General features: G+C 70.5%; 17 protein-coding genes. 14 read left to right on the plus strand and 3 right to left on the minus strand.

The window, feature by feature from the left end; genetic code table 11:
* Positions 1-9: 9 nt before the first annotated feature.
* From HHL19_RS36415 to HHL19_RS36445, 7 genes are all read left to right on the plus strand, one after another.
* Positions 10-321: a hypothetical protein gene (locus tag HHL19_RS36415; protein ID WP_240982092.1), complete on the plus strand. Its 312-nt coding sequence runs from the start codon at positions 10-12 to the stop codon at positions 319-321.
* Entirely contained in the window at positions 308-2,569 is a 2,262-nt protein-coding gene (locus HHL19_RS36420) for a phage tail tape measure protein (RefSeq protein ID WP_169094714.1), read from the plus strand. Before HHL19_RS36415 ends, HHL19_RS36420 begins: the two co-directional genes overlap by 14 nt.
* Positions 2,570-2,572: 3 nt before the next feature.
* Positions 2,573-5,932, plus strand: a complete 3,360-nt coding sequence (locus HHL19_RS36425; RefSeq protein ID WP_169094715.1) for a hypothetical protein — start codon at positions 2,573-2,575, stop codon at positions 5,930-5,932.
* A 9-nt stretch (positions 5,933-5,941) separates the two neighbouring features.
* Complete coding sequence (locus HHL19_RS36430) at positions 5,942-6,379, plus strand: hypothetical protein (protein WP_169094716.1); 438 nt, start codon at positions 5,942-5,944, stop codon at positions 6,377-6,379.
* Positions 6,380-6,443: 64 nt separating this feature from the next.
* Positions 6,444-7,358: a peptidoglycan-binding protein gene (locus HHL19_RS36435; RefSeq protein ID WP_169094717.1), complete on the plus strand. Its 915-nt coding sequence runs from the start codon at positions 6,444-6,446 to the stop codon at positions 7,356-7,358.
* 11 nt (positions 7,359-7,369) lie between these two features.
* Entirely contained in the window at positions 7,370-7,675 is a 306-nt protein-coding gene (locus HHL19_RS36440; RefSeq protein WP_169094718.1) for a hypothetical protein, read from the plus strand.
* On the plus strand, positions 7,672-7,995 hold the full coding sequence (locus tag HHL19_RS36445; RefSeq protein WP_169094719.1) for a hypothetical protein: 324 nt from the start codon (positions 7,672-7,674) through the stop codon (positions 7,993-7,995). The genes HHL19_RS36440 and HHL19_RS36445 overlap by 4 nt, the downstream gene beginning before the upstream one ends.
* Positions 7,996-8,077: 82 nt before the next feature.
* Here HHL19_RS36445 and HHL19_RS36450 read toward each other — a convergent pair whose 3' ends face one another.
* Positions 8,078-8,716 (minus strand): TetR/AcrR family transcriptional regulator C-terminal domain-containing protein, encoded by a 639-nt coding sequence (locus HHL19_RS36450; protein ID WP_169094720.1) that lies wholly within the window; start codon positions 8,714-8,716, stop codon positions 8,078-8,080.
* 65 nt (positions 8,717-8,781) lie between these two features.
* On the opposite strand from HHL19_RS36450, the gene HHL19_RS36455 reads away from it, so the two are divergent.
* The 5 genes from HHL19_RS36455 (at position 8,782) to HHL19_RS36475 (ending at position 11,836) form a co-directional block, all read left to right on the plus strand.
* Entirely contained in the window at positions 8,782-9,585 is an 804-nt protein-coding gene (locus HHL19_RS36455) for a 2OG-Fe(II) oxygenase (RefSeq protein ID WP_169094721.1), read from the plus strand.
* A gap of 23 nt (positions 9,586-9,608) precedes the next feature.
* Positions 9,609-10,664 carry a serine/threonine dehydratase gene (locus HHL19_RS36460; protein ID WP_169094722.1) on the plus strand — a complete coding sequence of 352 codons (1,056 nt, stop codon included), beginning with the start codon at positions 9,609-9,611 and terminating at the stop codon, positions 10,662-10,664.
* A gap of 523 nt (positions 10,665-11,187) precedes the next feature.
* Positions 11,188-11,397: a hypothetical protein gene (locus HHL19_RS36465; RefSeq protein ID WP_169094723.1), complete on the plus strand. Its 210-nt coding sequence runs from the start codon at positions 11,188-11,190 to the stop codon at positions 11,395-11,397.
* Positions 11,398-11,400: 3 nt separating this feature from the next.
* Positions 11,401-11,592 carry a hypothetical protein gene (locus HHL19_RS36470; protein ID WP_169094724.1) on the plus strand — a complete coding sequence of 64 codons (192 nt, stop codon included), beginning with the start codon at positions 11,401-11,403 and terminating at the stop codon, positions 11,590-11,592.
* 25 nt (positions 11,593-11,617) lie between these two features.
* Positions 11,618-11,836 (plus strand): hypothetical protein, encoded by a 219-nt coding sequence (locus HHL19_RS36475; protein WP_169094725.1) that lies wholly within the window; start codon positions 11,618-11,620, stop codon positions 11,834-11,836.
* A 23-nt stretch (positions 11,837-11,859) separates the two neighbouring features.
* On the opposite strand, the gene HHL19_RS36480 is transcribed toward HHL19_RS36475, so the two are convergent.
* Both HHL19_RS36480 and HHL19_RS38655 read right to left on the minus strand, forming a co-directional pair.
* Positions 11,860-12,108, minus strand: a complete 249-nt coding sequence (locus HHL19_RS36480; RefSeq protein WP_169094726.1) for a helix-turn-helix transcriptional regulator — start codon at positions 12,106-12,108, stop codon at positions 11,860-11,862.
* A gap of 105 nt (positions 12,109-12,213) precedes the next feature.
* Positions 12,214-12,984 (minus strand): LuxR C-terminal-related transcriptional regulator, encoded by a 771-nt coding sequence (locus HHL19_RS38655; protein ID WP_169094727.1) that lies wholly within the window; start codon positions 12,982-12,984, stop codon positions 12,214-12,216.
* Between the two features lie 215 nt (positions 12,985-13,199).
* On the opposite strand from HHL19_RS38655, the gene HHL19_RS36490 reads away from it, so the two are divergent.
* The gene (locus HHL19_RS36490; RefSeq protein WP_169094728.1) at positions 13,200-13,412 is read left to right on the plus strand and encodes a hypothetical protein; all 213 of its coding nucleotides are present in this window, start codon (positions 13,200-13,202) and stop codon (positions 13,410-13,412) included.
* Between the two features lie 393 nt (positions 13,413-13,805).
* Positions 13,806-13,955 (plus strand): hypothetical protein, encoded by a 150-nt coding sequence (locus HHL19_RS36495; protein ID WP_169094729.1) that lies wholly within the window; start codon positions 13,806-13,808, stop codon positions 13,953-13,955.
* Positions 13,956-14,220 lie beyond the last annotated feature (265 nt).

The following is a 14,220-nucleotide window of genomic DNA, read 5'->3' on the forward strand; positions in this document are numbered from 1 at the left end:
GCCCTGGGCATGCCGGTCAGCGAGCTGCTCGCCCGCACCAGCTCGGCCGAGCTGACCGAGTGGGCCGCGTACGAACGGATCGCCGGACCGATCGGCCCCGAGCGGGCCGACGCCCTCAACGCCCTCCAGACCGCCGTCATCGCCAACGGCACCCGCGGCAAGGGCCAACGCCCCTTCACCCCAAGCGACTTCATGCCGCAGTGGGGAGGGAAGCCGAAGCAGACCTGGCAGCAGATGCTCGCCGCGGTCAAGACCATGCACGTACGCCTCGGCGGCAAGCCACGCCAGAACAAGGAGGTGGGGAGCCGTGACGGTTCTTGACCGGCTGCTCGTCGAGATCGGCCTGAGCGCCGAGGACCTGTCCGGCGGCGCCCAGGAAGCGGCGCGTGACGTCGACCTGGCGCTCGCGGACGTCGGGGACGCCGCCGACGCGATGGGCCGCGAGGTCGTCCAGGCCGCCAACCGTGCGGCCGACGCCCTCGCAGAAGTCGGGACCTCGGCCGACCAGGCCGCCCAGGCAGCCGACCAGGCCGCCGCCGACGTCGGCGGCAGCTTCCAGGGCATCGCCGCCGGCACCGCCGGTATGGCGGTCGGCGGCGCGTTCGCAGCCGGTCTCACCAACGCCATGGACACCAAGGCCGCAGTGGCGAAGGTGACCAACCAGCTCGGCCTCACGGCCGAGGAGGCCGACCGCGCGGGCACGGTCGCCGGCGAGGTGTTCACCGCGGGATTCTCCGACTCGATGGGCGGGGTCACTGACGCCCTGGGGGTCGTGGCCCAGGCCATGGGAGGCATGGGCAAGGTCGGCGACGAGGAGCTCGCCGACCTCACCAAGAAGGCGATCATGCTCGGCGACACGTTCGAGCTGGACATCGGCAATTCGGCGACCGCAGCAGGAAGACTCATCGACCTCGGCCTCGCGAAGGACGGTGCCCACGCTTTCGACATTCTGACCCGCGCCGCGCAGACCCTTCCCCGGTCGATGGTGGACGACATTACCGCAGGTGTCGTGGAATACGGGAAGCAATTCGAGCGACTCGGCCTCTCCGGAGAAACAGCGTTCGGACTCATGGGCCAATACGCCGCCGCCGGAGGAAAGGACATCGACCAGGCGGCAGACATCATCCATGAATTCGCGCGGATCACCTCGGAAGAAACCGACCGGGCCGCCGAAGGATTCAAGGGCCTCGGGCTCGACAGTAAGGCCATGCTCAAAGCGATCGGCGAGGGCGGCCCCGCCGCCGAGCAGGCCCTCAGCGCCACCCTCACCGCCCTGCGCGGCATCGAGGACCCGGCCAAGCAATCCCAGCTCGCCGTACAGCTCTTCGGCGACATGGCCGGAGAGGCCGGCGACGCGCTGTGGGCGATGGACCCCGCGACCGCGGCCGCCGTCACCGGCATGGACGAAGCCGCCGGCGCGGCCGACCGCGCCACGGAGGCCATGGAGGAGTCCCAGACCATCGAGGCCGTCTGGCGAGACCTGTCGGCCACCCTCGGCGAGCTGCTCCTGCCCGTCCTGTCCGCGTTCTCCGAGTGGGCCTCGGCGAACCCCGACCTGCTCCGCGCTCTTGTCGCCGGGCTCCTGGCCCTGGCCGTCGTGATCAGCATCATGACCGTCGCCCAGTGGGCATGGAACAGCGCCCTCTTCATGTGGCCGGGAACGTGGATCATCGCGGGCATCCTCGCCGTGATCGCGGTCATCCTCCTCGTCATCGTCTACTGGGAGGACATCAAGCGGGTCACGCTGGAGACGTGGGCCGCTATCACCGAGGGCCTCGGCGCCGCGTGGGACTGGACCAAGGAGACCTCGAAGGCGACCTGGGACGCCGTCGTGAAGGGCCTCGCCGACGCCTGGAACTGGACCAAGCAGGTCACCATCGAGACGTGGGCGGCGATCACCAAGGCCCTGTCCGACGCCTGGAACTGGACCAAGCGTGTGGCCTCCGAGACGTGGGGCGCCACCGTCAAAACGTTCACGGACGGATGGAACTGGCTGGTCTCCAACGTCTTCGCGCCCATAGGCCGCTTCTTCACCGCCACGATCCCCGGCTGGGTATCCACCGGCGTCGAGGGCGTAAAGAGCCTGTGGAACGGCCTAGTGGACTGGTTCGCGGGAATTCCCGGACAGCTCGCCAGTATTGGCAGCAGCCTGTGGGGGTTCATTACCAGCGGACTCAAGGCGTCTCTGAACGGTGCAATCTATTTGGTGAACAAGGGCATCGAATTCATCAACAACATGCTGATCGGCAATGCGAACAGAATTCCCGGTGTGGAAATTGGATACATCCCGTTCATCCCGTACCTCGCCGAGGGTGGCGTCACCACCGGCCCGACGCTCGCGATGATCGGCGAGGGCCGCGAGCAGGAGGCCGTTCTCCCGCTCAGCGTCCTCGACGGCATGCTCCAGACCGCTGCCGCCCCCGTCGTCCAAGTCGCCAGCAGTCGCAGCCCGCAGGAGGTCCGCGTCGTCCTCGACGTCACCGGAGGACAGGACAGCTTCGTCCGGTTCTTCAAGGAGACCGTTCAGACCCGGGCCGCGGGGTCCGTGATCCGCCTCGGAGAGGGGTGACCCATGGCGCTCCCGCCGCCGCGTACCGCAGAGATCTTCTACGACGACGCGTGGCATCCCGTCAGCGTCCGCGAGTCCGACACCGTGTCCATCTCGCGCGGCCTGTCCGGGGCCGGCACCCGCGCGGAGCCGACCGCCAGCACGATGACCCTGGGCAACAGGAACGGCGCGCTGTCCGTGTACGACCCGACCTCTCCGGTGTACGGGAAGGTCGGGCGCGGTACGCCGCTCAGGTTCGCGGTGTCCGGGGGCGGGCCCCGGCTGGTGCTTCCGGGTGACACCGTCTCCGCGCTCACCACACCGAACCACGCGAGCCTGTCCACCTCGGACCTGGACGTCCGGGTCGAGATCGCGTCGGACGACTACTCGGTGCAGCAAGATCTCGCCGAGCGCTGGCTCACCACCGGGAACCAGCGGTCGTGGACGTGGCAGATGCTCAACGACCGGCAGATGCAGCTGAGATGGTCCACGGACGGCACGGGTACCGCTCTGGGGATCGCCGCCACGCTGACCCGGTTCCCCGCCTACCCGGGCCAGCGGATCGCGCTGCGCGCCACCCTCGACGTCGACAACGGCGCGGGGGGCTGGACCGCCACCTTCTTCTGGGCCCGCTCTTTGGACGCGAAGGTCTGGCACCTGATCGAGACCCAGTCGGCGAGCGGCGTGACGAGCGTTCATGCCGGAACGGCCGGCCTGCGGCTGGGCACGGTCACGGCGTGGGTGGGGCCCGGCTTCAAGGGCCGCATGTACGGGATGCAGCTGCGGAACGGGATCGATGGGGCCCTCGCTGTCGACCTCGACATCGAACGCGACGCGGCCATGGGCGCCTCGTCCTTCACGGACGGCACGGGGCGTGTGTGGTCCCTGGCCGGGGCGGCGGCCCTGTCCAACACCCACACGCGACTGTCGGGTGAGGTACCCGCGTGGCCGCCGCAGCGGCACATCAGCGGCAACGACAGCGTCATCAGGGTCGCGCCGGCGGGGATCCTGAGGAGGCTCGGCACCGGGAAGAAGCCGCTGCAGTCCGCGCTGCGGCGGGCCATCCTCGCGGCCGGCCCGATCGAGTGCTGGCCGCTCACCGACGGCCCCGAATCCAGTTCCGGGACCCCGCTGATCGGTACCCGGCCCATCATCTCCGAGGGCGGCAACAGCCGGTTCTCCTGGGGAAAGGGCCAGCTGGCGGAGTGGATCGAGCCGGTGCTCCAGGTCGACGCGAAGAGCGCCTCCAGGCTCACGGCCACCCCGCCACCGTCAACGGCCGCCAACGCCGGCTGGGCCGTCGACTGGGTCCGGGCGGGCGCTGTCGATGTTCCCTCCGCCGAGCTCTACCACTTCGTGGACAGCGGCCCCGAGGGCGCCCAGTGGGTGTGGACCGTGCAGGCCAACCCGCAGAACGACGACATGACCCTGACCGTCAGCCGTGCCGACAACGGCGAGGGGCCCGACCAGATCGTCATCCCGTCACCCGGCATCTACGACGGCGCGCCGCACCACCTGCGCCTGCGCGTCATCAACAGCGGCAGTGACAGCCAGTGGAGCCTCTGGATCGACGGCGTCGAACGCGCGAACGGGTCCTGGACCGAGCCGACCTCGGCGCTCTTCGCCATCGCCCCGGTATTCGTCCTCAACCTGGTCGACGGGGCGCCGGCGGTGAACATCGGCTACCTCACCTACTGGGGGCCCAACCCGCCGCCGGCCGCAGACCTGTACCAGGCGATGCTCGGGCACTCAGGGGAGAGGGCCGCGAACCGGTTCCTGCGGGTCTCCGCCGAGCAGGGCGTCCCCGCGGCCTGCGAGGGCGACCCGGCCCGCTCCGAGCCGCTCGGCGCCCAGACGATGGACGGGTTCCTCGACATCCTGGAGACCGCGTCCGACAGCGACCTCGGGCTGCTCCTGGACCGCCGGGACGCGGTCGCGCTGCTGTACCGGACCAGGGCCAGCCTGTACTCCCAGCCGCCTGTGGTGACACTGGACTACAGCAACGGCGTGGTCGGCGGCCTCGAACCGAAGCCCGCCGACAGTCTCGTCCGCAACGAGTTCACCGCGGTCCGCAAGAACGGCGCCGGGCACACGGCCGTACAGGAACACGGCCCGCTGTCCGTGCAGGACCCCCCGGACGGGATCGGACGCTACGACGCAGCCAAGACGCTGTCCCTGGCCACGGACTCCCAGACCATCGGCCAGGCCTGGTGGAGGCTCCACCTCGGCACCATCAACGGCTTGCAGTACCCACAGGTCACCGTCGACCTGGCCAACCCCCGCGCGGCGGCGCTCATCGCCGACCTCCTCCGGGCCGACGTCGGCGACCTCCTGCGGCTCCACCGCCTCCCGCCCGAATACGGGCCGGGCGATGTCGACCTGCTCATCCGCGGCTACACCGAGACCATCGGCGCCAAGCGGTGGCAGATCACGTTCGTGTGCGACCCCGGCGGCCCGTGGACCGTCGGCGTCCTGGGTGACCGTGTCCTCGGCCGCGCGGATACGGCCGGCTGCGTCCTGGGCGCCGGCCTCGACGACGCTGACACGTCCGTGATCCTGTCCACCACCAAGGGGCCACGGTGGATCCGCAGCACCACCCACGCCAGCCAGTTCCCCTTCAGCCTCACCGTCGGCGGAGAGGAGGTGTCGGTGACGGCCCTCACGGACGTGGCCGAGGATGCGTTCGCGCGGACCGTGACGTCCGGCTGGGGCGCCGCCGGGTCCGGGCAGGCCTGGACGATGACGGGCGGAGCCGCGTCCGACTACTCCGTCACGCCGGCCGGAGGCGCCCTTCAGTCGGCGACGAGCCGGGGCGTCCTGCGCGCCATGACCATCCCGGTGCCGACCGCGGACGTGGACCTGTCGGTCGACTTCTCCACCGACGCCGTCCCCGCAGGCGACAGCAGCTACGGCTTCCTCGCCGCCCGGTGGGTGTCCGCGGCCTCCTTCTACATGGCCCGCCTCCAGATCATCGGCGGAGGGACCATGGTCCTCGGCGTACGGAAGCGGATCGCGAACAACGAGACACAGCTCGGGGCCTTCACCCTTCCGGGCGTGACCTACGCCCCGGGGACGGCCTACCGCCTCCGGTTCGCCGTACAGGGATCCACTCTGAGGGCCAAGGCCTGGCGCACCACCGACGGCGAGCCCACCGCCTGGCAGGTGACGGCGGCCGACGGGGACCTGACGGCAGCGGGGAGCATCGGTGTGCGGTCCGTCCTGGGCTCCGCGACCACCAACCCCCTGCCCGTCGGCTTCCGCTTCGCCGACCTGACCTCGACGCCCCAGCTCGCCACCGTGACCCGGTCCGTCAACGGCGTCGAGAAGCCGCACCCGGCCGGCGCCGCCATCTCCCTGACGCGCCCCATGGTCGCCGCTCTCTAGGAGGCCCCTGTGCCCTACACGCCCTTCTACGCGGGCGAGGTCGTCACCGCGGAGGCCCTCGGGACCCGCATCATCGAGATCGTCATGGACTGGACGCCCCTCGTCAGTCTCGGGAACTTCCAGAGCGGCTTCTCACCGAATCCCGCGAAGCCGCCACGGATGCAGATCCGACGCACCATGGGGACGCTGGAGTTCCTGTACGAGGGCCGGATCAACAACTCGGGGACCAACATGGTCAACACGACCGCGGTGATGTTCGTGTTCACCGTCGCCGACTGCATCCCCTCCGTGGAGCACGGCGACGAGGTCTACGGCGCCAACTCCAGTCACCAGCCGATCCGCCTCGGCCTGCTCGCCAACGGCAACCTGACGGGCTCCGTCGCGGCCGGCTCCGCCAACCCCAGCACGATCTGGCTCGACGACACCCACTTCACCAACCCCAAGTAACCCGCCCGCTCACCTGCCCCGAGCCAGCCGGCCCGGGGCTTTCTCATGCCCCGAGGAGACCCTCATGGCCACACCCCTGTCCGCGGACCGGCTCATCGCCGCGCTCCGCGCCGAAGGCGTCACCGTCGTCGAACACCCCGGCTGGCGCACCCACAACCGCAATCAGGTCGGCTCCTGGGGGCCGGTCAACGGCGTGATGATCCACCACACCGTCAGCTCCGGTACCGCCTCGTCCGTCGAGATGTGCTTCGACGGCTACGAGGGCCTGCCCGGCCCCCTGTGCCACGGCGTGATCGCCAAGGACGGCACGGTCCACCTCGTCGGCTCCGGCCGCGCGAACCACGCCGGCGGCGGCGACCCGTCCGTCCTCCAGGCCGTCATCACCGAGACCTACGCCGACCGCCCGCCGGCGCCGCGCGTCCACCAGGGCAGCCCGGGCGCCGTGGACGGCAACTCCCGCTTCTACGGGTTCGAGTGCATCAACCTCGGCAACGGCGCCGACCCCTGGCCCGCCGAGCAGCTGCTCGCTATCGAGCGGGTCTCCGCCGCCCTGTGCCGCGCGCACGGCTGGGGCGCGAAGTCCGTCATCGGCCACCTGGAGTGGTCCGACTGGAAGTCCGACCCGAAGGGCTTCGCCATGCCCGCCATGCGCGAGCGCGTGCAGACCCGCCTCGGCAAGGACCCGGCGCGGCCGGCCGTACCCAAGCCCGCTCCGCCGAAGGCTCCGCAGTACGAGCCGTTCCCCGGCGCCTCGTTCTTCCGGAAGAACCCCCGCTCCGCGATCGTCACGGCCATGGGCCGGCGCCTCGTCGCTGAGGGCTGCAGCCGGTACCGCTCGGGCCCCGGTCCCCGCTGGACCGAGGCCGACCGCCAGTCCTACGCCGCGTGGCAGCGCAAGCTCGGGTACCGCGGCGACGACGCCGACGGCTGGCCCGGCCCCACCTCCTGGAACGCCCTCAAGGTCCCCCGCTCGAAGTGAAAGGCGCACCCATGAACGTCCTCGCCAGCATCCTCCGTACCGTCGTCCCGGTCCTCGCCGGGTGGGTCCTCACCGTCACCGGCGCCGTCGGCGTCAAGGTCGACTCCGCCGCGCTCGCGGGCGGCATCACCGCAGCCGTCACCCTCGTCTACTACACCGTCCTCCGCGCCCTGGAGGCCGGGGCCGAACGCATCGGCTGGGAACCGCTACGCCTCATCGCTGGCCTCCTCCTCGGCTGGGCCCGCCCGCCCGCGTACGAGAAGCACCAGCCTGCCCTCGACCTCGCCGAGGTCCTCCGTCGGGACGGCCGCCCGTGACCGGTATCCCCTGGCTCGACACAGCAGCCGCCGTCGGCGCCGCCCTGGTCGCCGTCGGCGGCGCCCTGGCCCTGCTCCTCCGCACGAGCCGCAGCCTGCGCACCTTCACCCGCCGCGTCGGCGAGTTCCTCGACGACTGGTCCGGAGTGGACGCCCGCCCTGGCGTACCCGAGCGCCCGGGCGTCATGGCCCGCCTCGGCTCCGTCGAGAAGCAGCTCGCCGAAGTCCGCCACGAGCTCCACCCCAATTCCGGATCCAGCCTCCGGGACGCCGTCGACCGAGTCGACGCCCGCACCGCTCACCTCGACAAGGGCCCGTAAACGAAGCCGCCCCTCTCCCGCGCACGTGGCGCGGGAGAGGGGCGGCTTCGTCGTGTCCGGGCAACGTTCCAACCCATCTGGGCTACGCACCGGCCTCGAGGTCTGCGGCTCGGATGAGCTGTCGCAGTCCTCCGTAATAGACGTCGTGGTCTACGACTGCCGGCACGATGGCGGAGAGCTGTCCGGCAAGCATGGGGAACTCGTCGGGGTCGAGGGCGGCCAGGGCGCGGCGGGTCATGTCCTGTGCACCCTTCGGGTCCCGGTGATCGACGAAGCTGGCGCTGCCCAGCGTGAACAGGTACATCCGCCGGTAGGTCCTGACCGCCTCGTCGGGCGCCATGCCGACCTCGACGCTGTGGGCGAGCTGCGGCTCCACGAGACGCGCGAGCAGCTGCTTGCCGAGCCAGGGGCGAGCGCCCCGCAGCGCGACGAGGCCGGGGTGGTCCGTAAGGAGGTCGTAGAGGGCACGGAAGCGCTGTTCGGTCGCCGCTGCCCATCCGATGGTCGTCGGGATGTCGGGCAGCTGGGCGGCGAGGTAGTCGGTGCACATGTCCAGGAGCCCGGCCATGTCGGTGCAACGCCGCTGGAGGGTGGGGTGGGGGACGCCCAGGTGGTCGGCCAGGGTGCGGAAGCTGAGGGCGCCGGGCCCTCGCTGATTGACGATCAGGAGGGCTTTCTCGGCGATGAGTTCGGGGGGTGTGGGATGGGATTGCCTCGGCATGCGATACAGCGTACGGTACACCGTATCGGTCACGCTAGGCTCAACTCTCCTCACTGGGAGGCGACATGCCCCGTACCACCGCTGACCTGGATCCCCTGTTCAGCGCTGCGTCCGCCACGACCTTCACCGAGGGCCACCTGGCCCGTCTCGCCTCGGGAGCTCTCGCGGCTGTCCGCGTGCCCCAGTTCCTCAGCCCCGAGTCGTGCCGCACCGCCATGGACGCGGTGGACCGGCTCCCCACCGCCGCCTACGACCCCCGCCGGGTGCCGACCCCGATCGTGCGGTTCGGCCCGGCCCTCAACGACTACCGGACGGACGGCGGCCTGGACGCCTCCCGGTACTGGGCGGACGCCGATGCCGCACGGGCGGCCTGGCACCGGTGCGGCATGAGGCCGGACCCGATCACGGTCTCCCTGGCCCGGCTCGGATCGGCGTGGGGCGCGGCGGTTACACCCGCCACCATCGGCGGGCGACCCGTCTTCGGCGGCACCCTGCGCGAGATCAACTCCGGCGCCTTGATCCACTACGACGACATCAACCGCGAGTTCCCCAACGGCCTGTTCGACCAGCAGATCGTGGCGCAGCTCGCCTTCAACGTCTGGGTCTCCGCACCCCTGACGGGCGGCGAGACCACGGTATGGCGGCACCGCTGGGAGCCGGCCGACGAGCAGCACCGCGAGGCGTACGGATACAAGCCCTGCACCGTCGAGCACAGCCAGTCCGTCTCGTTGACTCCCGAGCTCGGCGACGCGCTGCTCTTCAACCCGACGAACTACCACGCAGTCGGCCCCGTCTCCGGCGGACGGCGGATCGCGTTCGCCTTCTTCCTCGCCCTCACCACCACGGGCCAGCTCATCGCCTGGTCCTGACCCTCTTCCGCAGGAGTAGCACCATGCACCAGCTCACCTACGGCGACATCAAGACCGCCGCCGACCGCATCGACGGCCACGTCCGGCCCGTCACCATCACGCCCGTCGACGCGGGAGCGATCCGGACCGCCCACCGCGACCCCCTCGACGACCGCCCGGAGCAGCCGTGCGAGGTCTACCTCGCGCTGGAGTTCACGCAGCACACCGGCTCCTTCAAGGCCCGAGGCGCGCAGAACTTCCTCATGGCGCACCGCGAAGCCGGCACCCTGCCCGACGCCGGGGTGACCATCGCCTCCGGCGGCAACGCGGGCCTGGCCTGCGCGTGGGCCGCCCAGCAGCAGGGTGTACGTGCCACCGTCTTCCTGCCTCGCACCGCCCCCCGGGTGAAGGTCGCCCGGCTGCGCGGCTACGGCGCCGACGTCCGCCTCGTCGGCGACGAGTACGCCGAGGCCGCCGCCGCGTGCGACGAGTTCGCCGCCGCCACCGGCGCGCTCGCATCCCACGCCTACGACCACACGCTCATCGCCGCCGGGGCCGGCACGTTGCTGGAGGAGATCCACCGCCAGATCCCGGGACTGGACACCGTCGTGGTGGCCGTCGGCGGCGGCGGACTGTTCGCCGGCGTCGCCACCGCCGCCCAGCACCACGGCATCCGCACCGTGGCCGTCGAGCCCGAGAACTGCCGCGCGCTCAACGCCGCGATCGAGAACGGCGCCCTGGTCGACGTCCCCGTGGGCTCGGTCGCCGCCGACTCCCTGGGTGCCCGTCGCACCTCGGCCATGGCCCTGCACGCCGCCCGCCAGGACGGCGTATCCTCCGTCCTCGTACCGGACACCGAGATCATCCGGGCCCGCCAGACCCTGTGGGACCACCGGAAGATCGCTGTCGAGCACGGCGCCGCCACCGCACTCGCGGCGCTCCTCGCCCCGCCCGCCCACGTGCCGGACCGAGGCCTGCCCGCCGCTCGGTCGGCCACCTTCCGGAACTACCAGCCCGCCAACGGCGAGAGGGTCGCCGTCGTGCTGTGCGGCGCGAACACCGACCCCAGCGACCTCGCGCCGGCCGGGGACCTGGGCTGAGATGCACCACGGGCCCAGAGTCCTGCGACTCGCTGAATGGTCCGTCAGCGCGGACCGCGAAGAGGGGGCCTCCCCACCCATCCGGCACGTCGAGTGCACCACCTGCAGCGACACCTCAGAGGCATGTCCCGCAGGCGAGCAGTGGACGACCGACAGGTGGGCCATCTCCCACACCGCCCAGACCCGGCACTACGGCTTCCGAGAGATCGTGACGGCGTTCCTCCGGGTCTACCCGGCCCCTGGGAACCCGTACCACGGGGAGGAGGCGCCGGATGACGTGTGACCGCTGCGGCCGCTGCATCACCGGCAAGCACACGATGTTCGAGCCACCCTCGGAACGCGCAGCCCGGCCAACCGTGTACATCCACAAGCCGCTGTGCCCGCTGCCTCCAGGTACACCGCAGCGCACGCCCTCCTCGTGACTTCCTGCCCGTGGGTGCCACCGACCCCTGCGGGCAGGATCTGGCCCCGGCCGACCGTTCCCGGCCGGGGCCCTCCACCTACTCCCCCTGGAGGCGTCCCCGTGAGCGAGTACGACGAATACCGGGACTATCAGAACCGGAAGTCCCGTGGCGGCGGCCAGCGCAAGCACGCCGCCGACAGCGGGGGCAGGCACGCGAAGAGCGGCGACCCCGACAACTGCATGGTCGTCGCTCCGATACCCGGTATCGCGGTAGGTCTGCTCTTCCTCCTCGGGCGTACGCTGGTCCGCCAGGCGCAAGGAAGGGCGTAGGCGATGAGCGGCAAGGCGATGGCGACGGCGTCCCGGTGGCTTCGCTGGGGTCAGCCGAAGTGCACGTGCGGAGACCGCGAGTGCGAGCAGCTCGACTACGAGGTCCTCGGCGTCCCGGCCTGGATCCTCGCCCTGCTCCTGGTCGTCGTTGGCACCCTCGCCGTCGTGGCGTACACCGTCGCCCAGCGGGTGTAGTTACCCAAGCAGCTCGGAGGCCGTCATGGACGCATACGACGTTGCAGCGCTGTACGAGGCGATGCGCCGGTACGGGATCCCCGGGACCCTGGTACCGCAGGACCCCAAGAACCCCGAGGGCCCATGGCGTGTGGTTGACCACGACGGCGACGGCCCCCGGCAGGACATCACTGACGACGTACTCGCCGCCGTGGATACCGCCGCCCGCCGGCACCCTCACCGCGGATTCGTCATCACGAGCTGACCCATCGAGACCGCTCCGGCCGGCTAGCCCCCGGCCGGAGCACATCCCACGAGGTCGGCGAAGGGGACATCCAGCGCCTCGGCGATCAGGAGTAGATCGCCGTAGCGTGGGTCACTTTCGCCGGCCTCGATCCGTTGCAGGGTCCGCCGGTCGATAGTTGATCGCTCGGCGAGCTTCTCCTGAGTGAGGTTCGCGTGGAGTCGGCGCCCACGAATTCGGGCGCCGACCTCCCGTCTTTTCTGTTTGACCCAGTTCGGGTGTTCTCGCAGCACCCGGACACCGTCGAGCTGCTCTTGATCATTTGTCAGCGTCAGTAGCGTCGCATTTTTCGATCTTGAACAGCGGACGTCGCCCGGGCCGCCCGGCTCCGGGCGGGCCTACGGCAGCAAGCGCTCCTCGGTCCCGCCCCACCAGATCAGCACTTGAGTCGTGGTCGTCATCCCGAGGGCCTGCCGAAGAGAGGAAAGGTCCCGATTCACCACGCGGTCACTTATGTGTACGCGATCGGCTACTCTCTGCTGCGACAAGCCCTCTTCGAGGGCCCGAAGGATCTGCCGTTGTCTTGCCGTACTCATGGCGCCGGCGACCCGTGCGCGCGCTTCACTCCAGGGCAGAGCGGCGCCCCACGCCTGCGAGAAGTTGTCCACGGCCCAGGAGACCGGTGCGACGTCCCTGATGTGCCATCCCGCATCCGGCGAGTGAGGCGTCTCGGGGCTGGTGACGTCTACGAACCAATTCCGCCTATCGACGAGAACCTGCCGCCGAGGGACACGCACGCCGACCCGCACCTCGCCGCCGGCCCGGAGGAACTCGCTCACGTACTCGAACGTCTGCGGGTCCTCCAGGTAGGCGCCGGAGTAGAGGTAGCGGACCCGGCCACCGCGCTCCAGGAGTTCGCGGTCTCGGGCGAAGCCCCGGTGGAGTACCTCGGGCGAACGGTCCGTTGGCGCTGTGGTCTGCACCGTGCACAACTCCTCCGTGGCTGCGGCAATGGTGGCCGTGATGCGCTCGTTCATGAGTCTCGCGGTCGGCAGCAGCTCCGAGGTGGGACCGCCGTAGAAGCGGCCATCCTCGAACAAGGGTTCCCTGTGGGCGAGGTCGACTGCGTGGGCCAGCCGCTCGGACAGCGCGACGAGGTCCTGCTGCACGGCCGCAACGATGACACGCCCGGCCACTCGTGGGTCCTGGGCCGCCTTGCCCAGCAGACGTTCCGTTTCCATACCTGTCCCTTTCACCATGTCCGGAATCCGACTGTCGGCTTTCCGAACTGCGAACACCCTGGCACGTGCCCTCTGCACATGTCAGGGTACGGACAGCTAGGAAAAACGCGACGCGTGTTCGATTACTTCGTCAGGAGGACCCTGTGCGCCGAACTCTTCTCGCCCGGGCCATAGCCACCCTTGCCGTGACTGCGGCCCTGGGCGTGGCGGGCTCCGCAGCCGCCACCGCCGACTCCGGCTGGGGTCGTCCCGCCCCCGAGCTGACGCCGACTGCCACCACCGACGACTCCGGCTGGGGCGCGCCGCCGGCCGAGCCGACGCCGACTGCCACCACCGACGACTCCGGTTGGGGCTGACAGTCCCGCACCCTCCGTGGCTTTCCTTCGTGCCCGCCATGCGTACGTGTGGCGGGCACGTTGCCTTCCCCCTCGCTGCTCGCTTGTTCTGCCCGTTCCACGCGGTGCCCCTGACCCCCATATGGGGTGAGCCGTCGTGGCTGCACCTAGTGAGGTCCGCTCATGCACGCCGCTCAGGCGGTGCCCCGGCCGCGGGTCGGGGACTACGAACCGCGCACTGCTGACGCCGCCCCTGCCCCTCGGGGGCCCGGCAGGCCTGGAGGCCCTCGGGCTGTCATGGTGGGGGACTCTGGGGCGTCCCCTGTCGAGGTCCTGGCCGCTTACGAATGGACGCGTGCCGGGAGATGCTTCCGGTGCGGTGGCAGCGCGCGGCGCCTCGCGCTCGTCGCCACGGTGAGTGTCCCGCGCCTGGGCGCCACCTACGAACTCGCGATGTGCGGCGGCTGCGTCCTCGCCGAGGAGGAACAGCTGGAGCGGCGTGCCGAGGCGCGACAGGCCACGTACCGCCCGGGCGGGATAGGGCCGGCCGCGAGGGGCCGGTAGTTCTCCCGGGAGAAAATGGGGAGATGATCTTGGGAGAGGCCGCCCCGTAGACCCATGAAGCCCTACGCAGACCGACGGGGCCCCTGCCGCGAACGTGCGCAGCAGGGGCCCCGTCGGTTTGTGCTCTGTAGCGACAGTCCCGACCTGTAAGGCCAGGTCAGGGCATGTGTCGGGTCAGCGCTCGACCTCGCCCTTGATGAACTTCTCGACGTTGGCCAGGGCCTCGTCGTCGAAGTACTGGACCGGCGGGGACTTCATGAAGTAG

The sequence above is a fragment of the Streptomyces sp. R302 genome, assembly GCF_012927245.1.
In the GTDB taxonomy this organism is placed as follows: Bacteria; Actinomycetota; Actinomycetes; order Streptomycetales; family Streptomycetaceae; genus Streptomyces.